Source organism: Pseudomonas sp. SCA2728.1_7, assembly GCF_018138145.1.
GTDB classification, from domain to species: Bacteria; Pseudomonadota; Gammaproteobacteria; order Pseudomonadales; family Pseudomonadaceae; genus Aquipseudomonas; species Aquipseudomonas koreensis_A.
In genome coordinates, this window is sequence record NZ_CP073104.1 from 3,697,232 (window position 1) to 3,712,604 (window position 15,373).

Genomic DNA, 15,373 nt, shown 5'->3' on the forward strand with positions numbered 1-15,373 from the left:
TTCATTCTTTGCCCTGGATGTCCAAACGCCTTGATTCGTCTGCTGAAATTTTTCGGTTGGTCCATCGTCGCCGTTTTCTGCGGACTGCTTTTAGGTCTCAGCGGCGCGTTTCTTTACCTTAGTCCGGGTTTGCCGTCTGTGGAGGCTCTGCGAAGCATTCAGTTGCAGATTCCCCTGCGGGTCTACTCCAGCGATAACAAGTTGATCGCAGAATTTGGCGAAATGCGCCGTACACCGATCCGTTTCGCCGACATTCCGCCCAATTTCATTAATGCGTTACTAAGTGCTGAAGACGACAATTTCGCCAACCACTATGGCGTCGACCCAAGCAGCCTGATGCGCGCCGCGACCCAACTGGTCAAAAGCGGACACATTCAGTCCGGCGGCAGCACCATCACCATGCAGGTGGCGAAGAATTTCTTCCTGACCAGCGAACGCAGCTTCTCGCGCAAAACCACCGAAATTCTGCTGGCCCTGCAGATCGAACGACAGCTGACCAAGGACGAGATCCTTGAGCTGTACGTGAACAAGATCTACCTGGGTAACCGTGCCTACGGCATCGAAGCGGCGGCGCAGGTGTATTACGGCAAGTCGATCCGTGACGTCAGCCTGGCGCAAATGGCGATGATCGCCGGCCTGCCGAAAGCGCCGTCGCGCTTCAACCCGCTGGCCAACCCCGCACGCAGCAAAGAGCGCCGCGACTGGATCCTCGGGCGCATGTACAAGCTCGGCAAGATCAGCGAGGCGGATTACACCGCCGCCATCAATGAGCCGCTGAACGCCAGCTATCACGTGCCGACCCCGGAAGTGAATGCACCGTATATCGCCGAAATGGCCCGTGCGGAAATGGTCGGCCGTTATGGCAGCGATGCCTATACCGAAGGTTTCCGCGTCACCACCACGGTGCCGAGCAACCTGCAGGAAATGGCCAACACCGCTCTGCACGAAGGCCTGATGACCTACGACCAGCGTCACGGCTACCGTGGCCCAGAGTCGCGCCTGCCGGGCAAAACCCGCGAGGCCTGGGCCAGCGAACTGACCAAGCAGCGCACGATCAGCAGCCTCGAACCGGCCATCGTTACCCAGGTCGACAAGAACGGCCTGCAAGTGCTGACCCGCACTGGCGAGGAACACGTCGCCTGGGACACCATGAAATGGGCGCGTCCGTTCCTCAACACCAACAGCATGGGCGCCAATCCGCGTCAGCCGTCGGATGTCGCGGCGGTAGGCGACTTGGTGCGCGTGCAGCGTCAGAAAGACAACTCGCTGAAGTTCAGCCAGATCCCGCAAGCACAAGGTGCGCTGGTATCGCTGGATCCGCAGAACGGCGCGATTCGCTCGCTGGTCGGCGGTTTCGCCTTTGAGCAGAGCAACTACAACCGCGCCATGCAGGCCAAGCGTCAGCCGGGTTCGAGCTTCAAACCGTTTGTCTACAGCGCTGCGCTGGACAGCGGCTACACCGCTGCGACGCTGGTCAACGATGCGCCAATCGTGTTCGTCGACGAATACTTGGACAAGGTCTGGCGCCCGAAGAACGACACCAACACCTTCCTCGGCCCGATCCGCTTGCGTGAGGCGCTGTACAAGTCGCGCAACCTGGTGTCGATCCGCTTACTGCAGGCGATGGGCGTGGGCAAGACCATCGACTACATCACTCGCTTCGGCTTCAACAAGCAGGATCTGCCGCCAAACCTGTCGCTGGCGCTGGGCACCGCAACGCTGACGCCGATGGAGATTGCCACCGGCTGGAGTACGTTCGCCAACGGCGGCTACAAGATCACCCCGTACATCATCGACAAGATCGAAAGCCGTAATGGCGACACGTTGTTCGTCGCCAATCCACCGACCGTGCCGCAGGGTGGTTCGGCGACGGATGGTATCGCCGCGCCGCACACCGATTCGTTTACGATCAACGCCACACCGGTTGCAGGTGAAGTACCGGGCAACGCAGCCGTGCCACAAACGCCGGCAGTGGCTGAGCGGATTGTCGATGGTCGCACCACGTACATCCTCAACAGCATGTTGCAGGACGTGATCAAGCTTGGTACTGGCCGTCGCGCGCTGGCCATGGGTCGTAGCGATATCGCCGGTAAAACCGGTACCACCAACGAATCGAAAGATGCCTGGTTCTCCGGTTACAACGCCGACTACGTGACCACGGTGTGGACTGGCTTCGACCAGCCGGAAAGCCTTGGTCGTCGTGAATTCGGCGGTACTGTGGCGCTGCCGATCTGGATGAACTACATGTCGGCTGCGCTGAAGGACAAGCCGCCACATGTTCAGCCTGAGCCGGAAGGCCTGCTGAGCCTGCGTGTGGATCCGGTCAGTGGCCGTGCGGCGACACCGAGCACGCCGGGCGCGTACTTCGAGCTGTTCAAGTCTGAAGATACGCCACCGTCGGTGAATGAGCTGGGCAACGGCACTGCGCCGGGCAGCCCGCTACCGGCGGATGAACAGGCGCCGATCGATTTGTTCTGATCCGCTGACACTGAAAAGCCCCGCCTTCGATTGAAGTGCGGGGCTTTTTTATGGCTGAAGATCAAGAGCCCCTCACCCTAACCCTCTCCCGGAGGGAGAGGGGACTGACCGTGGGAAATTCGCGAGATACGTCGACCTGAAAGCGCATCAGCGCCTATGGATTCAACACAACACTTTCAGGTCGGCGTCACTCTCCAGCATCCCCCAATCAGTCCCCTCTCCCCCTGGGAGAGCGGACTGACCGCGGGAGATTCGCGAGTTACACCGACCTGAAAGCGCATCAGCGCCTATAGATTCAACACAACACTTTCAGGTCGGCGTCACTCTCCAGCATCCCCCAATCAGTCCCCTCTCCCCCTGGGAGAGCGGACTGACCGCGGGAGATTCGCGAGTTACACCGACCTGAAAGCGCATCAGCGCCTATGGATTCAACACAACACTTTCAGGTCGGCGTCACTCTCCAGCATCCCCCAATCAGTCCCCTCTCCCCCTGGGAGAGGGTTAGGGTGAGGGCCCTCGTCGAAATGAAATGCGATCCTGAGAATTCCCGAAAACAAAAAAGCCCCGACTCTCACGAGCCGGGGCTTCTGTTTGAAGCGCTACAACGACTTAGCCGTTGAACACGTCATCCACGCTTTTCAGCGGGTAGTTCTTCGGATACGGCAGGGTCGCCACACCGGTCTCGATTGCGGCTTTGGCCACAGCGTCGGAGATCAGGGTGATCAAGCGCTTGTCCATTGGCTTCGGAATGATGTACTCACGGCCGAATTCCAGCGGAGCACCGCCGTAGGCATCGCACACGTCCTGTGGAACAGGCAGCTTGGCCAGTTCACGCAGGGCGTTGGCGGCAGCCACTTTCATTTCTTCGTTGATGCGCTTGGCGCGAACGTCCAGGGCGCCACGGAAGATGAAAGGGAAGCCCAGTACGTTGTTGACCTGGTTCGGGTAGTCCGAACGGCCGGTGGCCATGATCACGTCGCTACGGGTAGCGTGCGCCAGTTCCGGGGAGATTTCCGGATCCGGGTTCGAGCAGGCGAACACGATCGGGTTGGCCGCCATCGACAGCAGACCTTCAGCGCTCAGCAGGTTCGGGCCGGACAGACCGACGAACACGTCAGCGCCCGCCAGTGCGTCAGCCAGGCTGCGCTTGTCGGTAGCGTGAGCGAATACTGCTTTGTACTGGTTCAGGTCGTCACGGCCGGAGTGGATCACGCCGGTACGGTCAACCATGAAGATGTTTTCGATGCGTGCGCCCATGCTCACCAGCAGTTTCATGCAGGAGATGGCAGCAGCGCCGGCGCCCAGGCAGACGATCTTGGCGTCCGGCAGGGTTTTGCCAGCGATTTCCAGAGCGTTGATCATGCCCGCAGCGGTCACGATCGCGGTGCCGTGCTGGTCATCGTGGAACACCGGAATGTCGCACTGCTCGATCAGAGCGCGCTCGATCTCAAAGCACTCTGGCGCCTTGATGTCTTCCAGGTTGATGCCACCGAAGGTGATGGAGATGCGTTTTACGGTGTCGATGAAGGCTTGCGGGCTTTCGGAGTCGACTTCGATGTCGAAAACGTCGATGCCGGCGAAGCGCTTGAACAGTACGCCTTTACCTTCCATCACTGGCTTGGAGGCCAATGGGCCGAGGTTGCCCAGACCGAGAATCGCGGTGCCATCGGAAATGACTGCAACCAGGTTGCCCTTGCCGGTGTATTTGTAGGCCAGTTCAGGATCGCGAGCGATCTCACGCACTGGTTCAGCTACGCCGGGGCTGTAGGCCAGCGACAAGTCGCGAGCGGTAGCAGTGGCCTTGGTGAGCTCGACACTCAGCTTCCCTGGACGAGGATTGGCATGATATTCGAGAGCGGCAGTTTTCAGATCAGACATTTTGGCATTCCGCTTTTTACTGTTGGACAGACTGGTCAGCGAGGATACGCGCCTCGCAAAGTCCCCACAAGACTGAGCGGTCACCCCTGTCAAGCGCCCTGCCCTACGACTTTGGGCCAAGAGCCACGGCGCACAAGGGCTGGACTGTTCACAATCGACAGAAAAAATGTCTACAATTTTTTCTTCAGCGCGGCGTTTGCAACATCGATGGATCGCTCAGCGGAAGTAGCCAGCGTGACTGTCCGGATTGCAATCCACCGCGCCGCGAACGATCAACGATCCAGCCGCGAGCCTCGATCTGCTTGCCTTTCAGCGCCTGCAACCGTGCATTGTCAAATTGTCCGACCAGATTGGGTGCAACGCGCAATACAAGTGCGTCCTTTAACTCGATCCAGATTCCGCCGCGATTGCGCTGAACCTTGCTCACACGGCCACTGATCACGGCGAAACCCGAGCGTTGGATCTGCTCCGCTTTCAGTACAGGCGACTGCCGCCAGAGGCCCAGCCCGGCCAATCGCGCACTGCGTTCGGCGGCTTGCTGACAGGCAACAAGATCGACATTCGGCGCGACCGCGACCTGGAAACCGAGGCCATCGGCGAGCATTTGCGCTTCGAGATTGGCGCCGCTGGCGCTGTAAATATGCGCGAGCGTACGCCCGTAATGGTCTTTGGCTTGCTTGCCGGGACGTAATCCGACACGGCCGCCGCTGGCATCGACCAGCGCTTGCAGGTGTTGGCGTGCCGCCACGGAGAAGGGTTCGTCGCTGCGGCCCTGCCTGCCCAGTTCAGGTGTGTTGAGGCCAATCATGCGTACGCTGCGACCATCGCTCAGGCGCAGCGTGTCGCCATCGACCACGCGCTGCACCGTGACGCTGGTCAGCCCCGCAGGTGCCGGGCAGAAGGCTTGCGCCCCGGACAGCCAAATCGCAGACACAAAAAAGGCGCCCGCGAGGGACGCCTTTTTCAGCAACGAGGAAAAGCCCACCGGGCCCTTCAACCTTACTCTGCAGCAGCAGGTTTCTTGCCGAAAGCACCGAAACGGTCTGCGAAGCGCTGAACGCGGCCGCCAGTGTCCAGAGTCTTCTGCTTACCGGTGTAGAACGGGTGGCATTCGTTGCAAACGTCGATTGGCAGAGCTTTGCCGAAAGTCGAACGAGTTTCGAACTTGTTGCCACAGCTGCAGGTAACAGCGATGACTGGGTAATTCGGGTGAATATCAGCTTTCATGGTGTCTTCCTCAGCTAGCGTGCCGCCACCCAACACTATTGTTGAATACCGCACGTAATTAGGCCGCGGATTCTACCAGACCTTTTCAAACACGCAAGCTGTCACCGAGACCGACCGTCTGCTAGGCTCCCGGCCCATTGCGCGATTCCCTTGTAGGAGTGAGCCTGCTCGCGATAGCGGTGTGTCAGAAGAAATAAATGCTGAATGACACACCGCTATCGCGAGCAGGCTCACTCCTACATTGGATATGTGTCATGTCCTTGTTCTGTTTATAGAGATCCCCCCGCGTGCCCGACGCCATTCTGCGCCTAGCCCTGCCTTCACCCTTGCGCCGCCTGTTCGACTACCGAGCGCCGGCCGGCGTGCTGCGCGAGCAATTGCAGCCGGGTATGCGTTTGCGCGTACCGTTTGGCCGACGCGAGATGATCGGCATTCTGGTCGAGGTCACCGACACCAGCGAAGTGCCGGTGGAAAAACTCAAACCGGCGCTGGCCCTGCTTGATGCCACGCCGCCGCTGCCACCAGCGCTGTTCAAGTTGTGCCTGTGGACGTCGCAGTATTATCAGCACAGCCTCGGCGACACCCTGAGCTGGGCGCTGCCAGTACTGCTGCGCCAAGGCGAACTGGCCGAGGCCCGGCAGGAGCGTTTCTGGTCAGCCACGCCCGGCGCCAGCCTTGAAGACCCGCGCATTGCTCGAGCGCCGCGTCAGCGTGAAGCACTCGCCACGCTGGCCCAGCATCCACACGGCGTCGCCCATCAGTTGCTGAGCAAACTGATGCTGAGCAAGGACAGCCTCGACCTGCTGCTGGCCAAAGGTCTGGTGCAAGTGGAAATCCGCCGCCATGCCCCAGGCGCGCGCCACGAACATTGGCTGGCACAACCGGAGTTGCCACTTAACGCCGAGCAACGTGCCGCCTACGAAGCGATCCGTGCCGGGTTCGACAGTTATCACGCGTTCCTCCTGGCCGGCGTCACCGGCAGCGGCAAGACCGAAGTCTATTTGCAACTGATCCGTGAAACCCTCGAAGCCGGCAAGCAGGCCTTGGTACTGATCCCGGAGATCAACCTCGGCCCGCAGACCCTGGCGCGTTTCGAACAGCGTTTCAACGCACGCATCGCCCTGCTGCACTCGGCGGTCAATGATCGCGAGCGCCTCGAAGCCTGGCTCGCCGCCCGTGATGGCGAGGCCGACATTATTATCGGTACCCGCTCGGCGCTGTTTACGCCGATGAAGAATCCCGGGCTGATCATCATCGATGAAGAGCACGACGGCTCTTATAAACAGCAGGAAGGTTTGCGCTACCACGCCCGCGATCTGGCGTTGGTCCGTGCACGGCAGGAAAACATCCCGATCGTGCTCGGTTCCGCGACGCCATCGCTGGAAAGCCTGCACAACGCCTACACCGGTCGTTACGGCCTCCTGCGCCTGAACGAGCGCGCCGGTGGCGCCAAGCAACCGCGCTTCCTGCGTCTGGACGTGAAAAGCCGTCCGCTGGACAGCGGGATTTCCGGGCCGATGCAGCAAGCCATCGGTCAGACACTGGCGAATGGGCAACAGGTTTTGGTGTTCCTCAATCGTCGCGGTTTTGCGCCGACGCTGCTGTGCCACGATTGCGGCTGGATGTCCGAATGCTCACGCTGCGACGCGCGGATGACCGTGCACCAGCGTTACGGTGAACTTCGCTGCCACCACTGTGGCTACGTCGAACGCACGCCGCGCCAGTGCCCGAAGTGCAACAAGGTTGATTTGCGCCCCGTCGGTGCAGGCACCGAACGCGCCGAAGAACGCTTGGCGATTCTGTTCCCCGATTACCCGGTGCTGCGCGTCGACCGCGACAGCACGTCGCGCAAAGACGCGATGAATCAGTTGTTCGCGACGATTCAGAAAGGTCAGCCGTGCATTCTGGTCGGCACGCAAATGTTGGCCAAAGGGCACCACTTTCCGCGGGTGACGCTGGTGTCGATCCTCGACGCTGACGGAGGCCTGTTCTCCGGCGACTTCCGCGCCAGCGAGCGCATGGCCCAATTGATCGTGCAGGTGGCCGGGCGTGCCGGGCGTGCCGAGGAGCCAGGCAAGGTGATCATTCAGACCCACCTCGCCGACCATCCTTTATTGGTGCAACTCACCGAACAAGGCTATTTCGCCTTTGCTGAGCAGGCCTTGAGCGAGCGCCGGGCTGCCGGGTTACCGCCGTTTGCGCACCTGGCGTTGTTGCGTGCCGAAGCGCACAAGCCGGGGCAGGCGGAGGGCTTTCTCGATGAGGCGTGCAGCGAAGCTGAGCGCTTGCTGACCGAGCAGAATCTGAGCGGGATTGAACTGCTTGGGCCAGTGCCGGCGCCGATGGAGCGACGGGCCGGGCGTTATCGTGCGCAACTGTTGTTGCAAGCGTCGGCACGGGCGCCATTGCACCGGCTGTTGACCAGTTGGTTGTTGGCGCTGGAGCAGATGCCGAGCGGGCGGGCGGTGCGCTGGTCGCTGGATGTCGACCCTGTAGATTTGTATTGATGGAGAGATCGCCTTCGCGAGCAGGCTCGCTCCCACAAGGACTGCGCTGTACCTGTGAGAGCGAGCCTGCTCGCGAAAATGATCTATTTGTCACCACATATCCATAAGCTGCCTGCTAAGGTTGGCAAGCCCGTCTTCGCAACGGATAATGCCCAGTTTTTCCACCCGCGCATCGATGCGCCCGCCGCGCTTGCGGTCGAAAGAGAAGACCATGAAAGACACCATTCGCCAGCTGATCCAACAAGCCCTCACCCAACTCGTCAACGAAGGTGTGTTGCCTGAAGGCCTGTCGCCGGCGATTCAGGTGGAGAACGCCCGTGACAAGACCCACGGCGACTTCGCCAGCAACATCGCGATGATGCTGGCCAAGCCTGCGGGCATGAAACCGCGCGATCTGGCGGAAAAAATCATCGCCGCGCTGCCGGCTGACGAAAACGTCACCAAAGCCGAAATCGCTGGCCCGGGCTTCATCAACTTCTTCCAGAACACTCAGGCTTTGGCCTCGCGCCTCGACGCTGCGCTGGCCGACGCGCACATTGGCGTACGCAAGGCTGGCCCGGCGCAGCGCACCGTGGTCGACCTGTCGGCGCCGAACCTGGCCAAAGAGATGCACGTCGGCCATTTGCGCTCGACCATCATTGGCGACGGCGTGGCCCGCGTCCTCGAGTTCCTTGGCGACGAAGTGATCCGTCAGAACCACGTCGGCGACTGGGGCACCCAGTTCGGCATGCTGATGGCGTATCTGCAGGAAAACCCGATCACCAGCGACGAGCTGTCTGACCTGGAAAACTTCTACCGCGCCGCCAAACAACGTTTCGATGAATCCGCAGACTTTGCCGACCGCGCCCGTGGCCTGGTGGTCAAGCTGCAGGCCGGCGATGCCGAGTGCCTGGCGCTATGGACCAAGTTCAAGGACATCTCGCTGTCGCACTGCCAGAAGATCTACGAACTGCTCAACGTCAAACTGACCATGGCCGACGTGATGGGCGAAAGCGCCTACAACGACGACCTGATCAACGTGGTCAACGACCTGAAAGCCGCTGGCATGCTGGTCGAGAGCAACGGCGCACAATGCGTATTCCTCGACGAGTTCAAGAATGCCGACGGCGACCCGTTGCCGGTGATTATCGTCAAGGCTGACGGCGGTTACCTGTACGCCACCACTGACCTGGCGGCCGTGCGCTACCGCAGCGGCAAGCTGAAAGCTGATCGTGCGCTGTACTTCGTTGACCAGCGTCAGGCTCTGCACTTCCAGCAAGTGTTCGCCGTGGCGCGCAAGGCTGGGTTCGTCACCCATCCGATGGAAATGGAGCACATGGGCTTCGGCACCATGAACGGCGCCGACGGCCGTCCGTTCAAGACCCGTGACGGCGGCACCGTGAAGCTGATCGATCTGCTGACCGAAGCGCAGGAACGCGCCTACAGCCTGGTGAAAGAGAAGAACCCGGAACTGGCCGAAGACGAACTGCGCAACATCGCCAAAGTCGTCGGCATCGGCGCGGTGAAGTACGCCGACCTGTCGAAGCACCGCACCAGCGACTACAGCTTCAACTTCGACCTGATGCTGAATTTCGAAGGCAACACCGCGCCGTACCTGCTTTACGCTTATACCCGCGTCGCCGGTGTGTTCCGCAAACTGGGCAAGGACTTCAACGAAGTCGATGGCCAGATCGTGCTGGAAGCCGCACATGAGCAAGAGCTGGCAGCAAAACTGGCGCAGTTCGGCGAAGTGCTGAACAACGTCTCCGACAAAGGCACGCCGCACATTCTCTGCACCTACCTGTACGACGTTGCCGGTCTGTTCTCCAGCTTCTATGAGAACTGCCCGATCCTCGCCGCCGACACCCCGGCCCAGATGCAGAGCCGTCTGCGCCTGGCCGCGCTGACCGGTCGCACCCTCAAGCAAGGCCTGGAGCTGTTAGGTCTGGAAACTCTGGAGCGTATGTAAGTTGGCTGCCAAGAAAAAACCTGCACCCAAGCGTGGCGCCAGCCGTTACCAAGCTCCTGCGAAGCAACCGATTCCGGGTTGGCTGTGGATGGCCATCGGCCTGACGGTCGGCGCGTTCATCGTGTTTCTGATGAAGCTGGAGCCGGGCAAGGGCAGCGACACGGTCAAGCGTGAGAAGGTCGAACAGGCGCAACAGCAGAAAGCGTCGAAGATCGCCGAGGCCAACAAGACCCCGCCGAGCCCGACGCAACCGGTGAAGCCGAAGTACGACTTCTACACGCTGCTGCCGGAATCGGAAGTGATCGTGCCGCCGGACGCCGTCCCGGAGAAGACCCTGCCGACGCCACAAGTGCCGGCCATCCCGACCACGCCGGTGACCCCGGCAGAAGCGGCGAAGATCGACACCGCGCGCGCGCAGGCAGCCTTGGCCGGGATTACCCCGCCGCCAGCGCCACCGGTGAGCAAAGCCGCGCCGGTGACCAAGTTCTTCTTGCAGGCGGGTTCGTTCCGCAAGGAAACCGATGCCGACAAGGTCCGTGCGCAGATCATTCTGCTCGGTCAGGCGGTGGCGGTTGAGTCCGGCACAGTGAAGGATGAAACCTGGTACCGCGTTTTGGTCGGCCCGTTCAGCAACCGTGAACAACTGACTACTGCGCAGAAACAACTGGCCGGCGCCGGCTTCAGCAACCTGTTGTTACAACAACGCCAGAGCCGCTGATTCCACCAGTAGTACCGCGTCATCGTTCATTCGCGAGCAGGCTCGCTCCCACAGGATATGCGCTGTCCCTGTGGGAGCGAGCCTGCTCGCGAAGGCAATGTTTGCAACACCACATACCCCTGATCAGTCCCCGCCGTTCGTCCCTCCGCACCCTCCCCGGTTGAAATCCTCTCCAGCACCCCCATATGAATGGGCATAAGGCACTTTCGCCCCGCTGTGTGGAGACTCTTCCCTTGACCACCATCGTTTCAGTCCGCCGTCACGGCAAAGTCGTCATGGGCGGCGACGGCCAGGTTTCTCTCGGCAATACCGTGATGAAAGGCAACGCGAAAAAAGTTCGTCGCCTGTACCACGGCCAGGTCATCGCCGGTTTTGCCGGTGCCACCGCCGACGCCTTCACCCTCTTCGAACGTTTCGAAGGCCAGCTTGAAAAACATCAGGGCCACTTGGTGCGCGCCGCTGTCGAACTCGCCAAAGAATGGCGCACCGACCGCTCCCTGAGCCGCCTCGAAGCAATGCTCGCGGTCGCCAACAAAGACGCCTCGCTGATCATCACCGGCAACGGTGACGTGGTCGAACCTGAAGATGGCCTGATCGCCATGGGTTCCGGCGGCGGCTATGCGCAAGCCGCGGCCAGCGCGCTGCTGAAAAAGACCGACCTGTCGGCCCGTGAAATCGTCGAAACTGCCCTCGGCATCGCTGGCGACATCTGTGTATTCACCAACCACACCCAGACCATTGAGGAGCAGGATCTCGCTGAATAAGCCTGACGCGGCCCTGTGCCACGGCTTGTTTCTGCTTGAGGACCGTCAATTACTATGTCCATGACTCCCCGCGAAATCGTCCACGAACTTAACCGCCACATCATCGGCCAGGACGATGCCAAGCGCGCCGTCGCGATTGCCCTGCGCAACCGCTGGCGCCGCATGCAGCTGCCTGAAGAGCTGCGCGTTGAAGTGACGCCGAAGAACATCCTGATGATCGGCCCGACCGGTGTCGGTAAAACCGAAATTGCCCGTCGTCTGGCGAAACTGGCCAACGCGCCGTTCATCAAAGTCGAAGCGACCAAGTTCACCGAAGTCGGCTACGTTGGCCGTGACGTCGAATCGATCATCCGTGATCTCGCCGACGCGGCGATCAAAATGCTCCGCGAGCAGGAAATGACCCGCGTGCGCCATCGCGCCGAAGACGCTGCCGAGGATCGCATCCTCGATGCACTGCTGCCGCCGGCCCGCATGGGTTTCAGCAACGAAGAAGCGCCGAGCTCTGATTCCAACACCCGTCAGCTGTTCCGCAAGCGCCTGCGCGAAGGTCAGCTGGATGACAAGGAAATCGAAATCGAAGTCGCCGAAGTGGCCGGCATCGAGATCGCCACGCCGCCTGGCATGGAAGAGATGACCAACCAGTTGCAGTCCTTGTTCGCCAACATGGGCAAGGGCAAGAAGAAGGCGCGCAAGCTCAAGGTCAAAGAAGCGCTGAAGCTGGTGCGCGACGAAGAAGCCGGGCGTCTGGTCAACGAAGAAGAGCTGAAAGCCAAGGCGCTGGAAGCGGTTGAACAGCACGGCATCGTGTTCATCGACGAGATCGACAAAGTCGCCAAGCGCGGCAATGTCGGCGGCGCCGATGTCTCCCGTGAAGGCGTACAGCGCGACCTGCTGCCGCTGATCGAAGGCTGCACCGTCAACACCAAGCTGGGCATGGTCAAGACTGACCACATCCTGTTCATCGCGTCCGGTGCGTTCCATCTGAGCAAGCCAAGCGATCTGGTGCCTGAGCTGCAAGGTCGTCTGCCGATTCGCGTTGAACTCAAGGCCCTGAGCCCGTCGGACTTCGAGCGCATCCTCAGCGAACCGCACGCTTCGCTCACCGAACAATACTGCGCGCTGCTGAAAACCGAAGGCCTGAACATCCAGTTCCAGCCGGAAGGTATCAAGCGTCTGGCCGAGATCGCCTGGCAGGTCAACGAGAAGACCGAGAACATCGGTGCCCGTCGCCTGCACACCCTGCTTGAGCGTCTGCTTGAAGAGGTGTCGTTCAGCGCCGGCGATCTGGCCAGCACCCACGATGAGCAGCCGATTCTGATCGACGCCGAATACGTCAACAGCCACCTCGGCGAATTGGCGCAGAACGAAGACCTGTCCCGTTATATCCTGTAAGCCATACTTACAGATGTAATGGAACTGTGGGAGCGAGCCTGCTCGCGAAGACGGCAGTACATTCAACCCTTGTGTTGACTGAACCACCGCTTTCGCGAGCAGGCTCGCTCCCACAAGGTTCCGCACCAGACGGATACCTGCTCATGATCCCCACCGACATCAAACTGCACAAAGCCTCGAAAACCCTGACGCTCACCTACGCGTCCGGCGAGGAATACACCCTGCCCGCCGAGTTTCTGCGCGTGCACTCCCCCTCCGCCGAGGTCCAGGGCCACGGCAAACCGATCCTGCAATTCGGCAAGCTCAACGTCGGTCTGAGCAAGCTGGAACCGGCCGGTCACTACGCACTGAAACTGACCTTCGACGACGGTCACGACAGTGGCTTGTTTACCTGGGATTATCTCTACGAGCTGGGGCGACGTTATGACGCACTCTGGGCCGATTATCTGGCCGAGCTCAAAGCGGCGGGCAAGACCCGCGATCCGAACGAGTCAGTCGTCAAGCTGATGCTCTAGCCCGTGCCTTGCGCTCATTAGAGGGCATTTTCTAAATTCATCTGTTTGAATGCTCCGCTGTGTGGCCGAGGATCGGCCTGCTTGCGAAAAAAATTAAACTCGGGTAACCAATGGAGCTGGCAAGTTCCCTGCAATGCTCTACGACTGTAAAGCAGCTATGCAGAATTAACGGTCACCCGAGCAGTAGTACCTGGCATTGGCTGTGGAACTGCACAGCAGAAAACCGGGTACTCGTCTCAGGACAATGGAGCGTCGTAGATGAGTAACAAGAATAACGATGACCTGAAGTACCAAGCCTCGGAAAACACCCTGGGGCTTAATCCCGTCGTTGGGCTACGCGGAAAGGATCTGCTGGCCTCTGCTCGTATGGTGCTGAAACAGGCCATCAGACAACCGATCCATAGCGTCAAGCACGTCACCCATTTCGGCCTCGAACTGAAGAACGTGCTGTTCGGCAAATCCGAACTGCAACCGGCTGGCGATGACCGTCGCTTCGCCGATCCTGCGTGGAGCCAGAACCCGCTCTACAAACGCTATCTGCAAACCTACCTGGCGTGGCGCAAGGAACTCCATGCCTGGATCGATGACAGCAGCCTGTCGCCCAAAGACATCGCGCGCGGCCACTTCGTCATCAACCTGATGACCGAAGCCATGGCCCCGACCAACACCGCCGCCAACCCGGCCGCGGTAAAACGCTTCTTCGAAACCGGCGGCAAAAGCCTGCTCGATGGCCTCTCGCATCTGGCCAAGGATCTGGTGCATAACGGCGGCATGCCGAGCCAGGTCAACATGGGCGCGTTCGAGGTCGGCAAGAGCCTCGGTGTCACCGAAGGCGCGGTGGTGTTTCGCAACGACGTGCTGGAGCTGATCCAGTACAAGCCGATCACCGAGCAGGTCCACGAGCGCCCACTGCTGGTGGTGCCGCCACAGATCAACAAGTTCTACGTATTCGATTTGAGCCCGGACAAGAGTCTGGCGCGCTTTTGCCTGCGCAATAACGTGCAGACGTTCATCGTCAGCTGGCGCAACCCGACCAAGGCGCAGCGCGAGTGGGGTCTATCGACTTACATCGACGCGCTGAAAGAAGCCGTCGACGTGGTCACCGCGATCACCGGCAGCAAAGATGTGAACATGCTCGGCGCCTGCTCCGGTGGCATCACCTGCACCGCCCTTCTCGGCCACTACGCGGCGATCGGCGAGAAGAAGGTCAATGCCCTCACGCTGCTGGTCAGCGTGCTCGACACCACGCTGGACAGCGACGTCGCGCTATTCGTCGACGAGCAGACTCTGGAGACCGCCAAGCGTCATTCGTATCAGGCCGGCGTGCTCGAAGGCAAAGACATGGCCAAGGTCTTTGCCTGGATGCGCCCGAACGACCTGATCTGGAACTACTGGGTCAACAACTACCTGCTCGGCAACGAGCCGCCGGTGTTCGACATCCTGTTCTGGAACAACGACACCACACGGTTGCCAGCGGCGTTCCACGGTGACCTGATCGAGATGTTCAAAAACAACCCACTGATTCGCCCGAATGCACTGGAAGTGTGCGGCACGCCGATCGACCTCAAGCAGGTCACGGCCGACATCTTCTCGCTGGCCGGCACCAACGACCACATCACCCCGTGGAAGTCCTGCTACAAGTCGGCGCAGTTGTTTGGTGGCAAGGTCGAGTTCGTGCTGTCGAGCAGCGGGCATATCCAGAGCATCCTGAACCCGCCGGGCAACCCGAAATCGCGCTACATGACCAGCGAAGAAGTGGCTGCCAATGCCGATGAATGGCAAGAGAACTCGACCAAGCACACCGATTCCTGGTGGCTGTACTGGCAGACGTGGCAGGCCGAGCGCTCGGGCAACCTGAAAAAGGCCCCGGTGAAACTGGGCAACAAGGCGTATCCGGCCGGTGAAGCCTCGCCGGGCACTTACGTTCACGAGCGGTAACTGACACC

Annotated in this window: 12 protein-coding genes; 8 read left to right on the top strand and 4 right to left on the bottom strand. The window is 60.4% G+C overall.

The features are described 5' to 3' along the window. Nucleotides 1-30 precede the first annotated feature (30 nt). Nucleotides 31-2,478, top strand: coding sequence for a penicillin-binding protein 1A (locus tag KBP52_RS16440; protein ID WP_212620564.1), 2,448 nt, complete (start codon nucleotides 31-33; stop codon nucleotides 2,476-2,478). A 609-nt stretch (nucleotides 2,479-3,087) separates the two neighbouring features. On the opposite strand, the gene KBP52_RS16445 is transcribed toward KBP52_RS16440, so the two are convergent. The 3 genes from KBP52_RS16445 to rpmE all read right to left on the bottom strand — a co-directional run bounded on the left by KBP52_RS16445 (nucleotide 3,088) and on the right by rpmE (nucleotide 5,583). Next, nucleotides 3,088-4,356: a malic enzyme-like NAD(P)-binding protein gene (locus KBP52_RS16445; protein ID WP_038360054.1), complete on the bottom strand. Its 1,269-nt coding sequence runs from the start codon at nucleotides 4,354-4,356 to the stop codon at nucleotides 3,088-3,090. A 184-nt stretch (nucleotides 4,357-4,540) separates the two neighbouring features. Further along, nucleotides 4,541-5,341, bottom strand: coding sequence for a thermonuclease family protein (locus KBP52_RS16450; RefSeq protein ID WP_212620565.1), 801 nt, complete (start codon nucleotides 5,339-5,341; stop codon nucleotides 4,541-4,543). A gap of 14 nt (nucleotides 5,342-5,355) precedes the next feature. After that, nucleotides 5,356-5,583 carry a 50S ribosomal protein L31 gene (rpmE, locus tag KBP52_RS16455; RefSeq protein ID WP_016984589.1) on the bottom strand — a complete coding sequence of 76 codons (228 nt, stop codon included), beginning with the start codon at nucleotides 5,581-5,583 and terminating at the stop codon, nucleotides 5,356-5,358. A 287-nt stretch (nucleotides 5,584-5,870) separates the two neighbouring features. Between rpmE and KBP52_RS16460 the strand changes: the two genes are divergently transcribed. After that, on the top strand, nucleotides 5,871-8,090 hold the full coding sequence (locus KBP52_RS16460) for a primosomal protein N' (RefSeq protein WP_212620566.1): 2,220 nt from the start codon (nucleotides 5,871-5,873) through the stop codon (nucleotides 8,088-8,090). A gap of 90 nt (nucleotides 8,091-8,180) precedes the next feature. On the opposite strand, the gene KBP52_RS30700 is transcribed toward KBP52_RS16460, so the two are convergent. Continuing rightward, nucleotides 8,181-8,303: a hypothetical protein gene (locus KBP52_RS30700; RefSeq protein ID WP_256579857.1), complete on the bottom strand. Its 123-nt coding sequence runs from the start codon at nucleotides 8,301-8,303 to the stop codon at nucleotides 8,181-8,183. Between KBP52_RS30700 and argS the strand changes: the two genes are divergently transcribed. The 6 genes from argS (at nucleotide 8,302) to phaC (ending at nucleotide 15,365) form a co-directional block, all read left to right on the top strand. Next, nucleotides 8,302-10,038: an arginine--tRNA ligase gene (gene argS / locus KBP52_RS16465; RefSeq protein WP_212620567.1), complete on the top strand. Its 1,737-nt coding sequence runs from the start codon at nucleotides 8,302-8,304 to the stop codon at nucleotides 10,036-10,038. The genes KBP52_RS30700 and argS overlap by 2 nt on opposite strands. A 1-nt stretch (nucleotide 10,039) precedes the next feature. Further along, on the top strand, nucleotides 10,040-10,756 hold the full coding sequence (locus tag KBP52_RS16470) for an SPOR domain-containing protein (RefSeq protein WP_007909385.1): 717 nt from the start codon (nucleotides 10,040-10,042) through the stop codon (nucleotides 10,754-10,756). A gap of 233 nt (nucleotides 10,757-10,989) precedes the next feature. Next, nucleotides 10,990-11,520, top strand: coding sequence for an ATP-dependent protease subunit HslV (hslV, locus tag KBP52_RS16475; RefSeq protein WP_016984593.1), 531 nt, complete (start codon nucleotides 10,990-10,992; stop codon nucleotides 11,518-11,520). Nucleotides 11,521-11,574: 54 nt separating this feature from the next. Then, nucleotides 11,575-12,912: an ATP-dependent protease ATPase subunit HslU gene (hslU, locus tag KBP52_RS16480; RefSeq protein WP_095120730.1), complete on the top strand. Its 1,338-nt coding sequence runs from the start codon at nucleotides 11,575-11,577 to the stop codon at nucleotides 12,910-12,912. Between the two features lie 143 nt (nucleotides 12,913-13,055). Next, nucleotides 13,056-13,427, top strand: coding sequence for a DUF971 domain-containing protein (locus KBP52_RS16485; RefSeq protein WP_077570405.1), 372 nt, complete (start codon nucleotides 13,056-13,058; stop codon nucleotides 13,425-13,427). Nucleotides 13,428-13,685: 258 nt separating this feature from the next. Continuing rightward, nucleotides 13,686-15,365: a class II poly(R)-hydroxyalkanoic acid synthase gene (gene phaC, locus KBP52_RS16490; protein WP_102899527.1), complete on the top strand. Its 1,680-nt coding sequence runs from the start codon at nucleotides 13,686-13,688 to the stop codon at nucleotides 15,363-15,365. The last annotated feature ends 8 nt before the right edge of the window (nucleotides 15,366-15,373 follow it).

Coding starts and splice junctions, on each gene's coding strand:
- KBP52_RS16445 (WP_038360054.1), bottom strand. CDS start 4,356: ATGTCTGATCTGAAAACTGCCGCTCTCGAATATCATGCCAATCCTCGT.
- rpmE (WP_016984589.1), bottom strand. CDS start 5,583: ATGAAAGCTGATATTCACCCGAATTACCCAGTCATCGCTGTTACCTGC.
- argS (WP_212620567.1), top strand. CDS start 8,302: ATGAAAGACACCATTCGCCAGCTGATCCAACAAGCCCTCACCCAACTC.
- KBP52_RS30700 (WP_256579857.1), bottom strand. CDS start 8,303: ATGGTCTTCTCTTTCGACCGCAAGCGCGGCGGGCGCATCGATGCGCGG.
- hslU (WP_095120730.1), top strand. CDS start 11,575: ATGTCCATGACTCCCCGCGAAATCGTCCACGAACTTAACCGCCACATC.
- KBP52_RS16485 (WP_077570405.1), top strand. CDS start 13,056: ATGATCCCCACCGACATCAAACTGCACAAAGCCTCGAAAACCCTGACG.
- phaC (WP_102899527.1), top strand. CDS start 13,686: ATGAGTAACAAGAATAACGATGACCTGAAGTACCAAGCCTCGGAAAAC.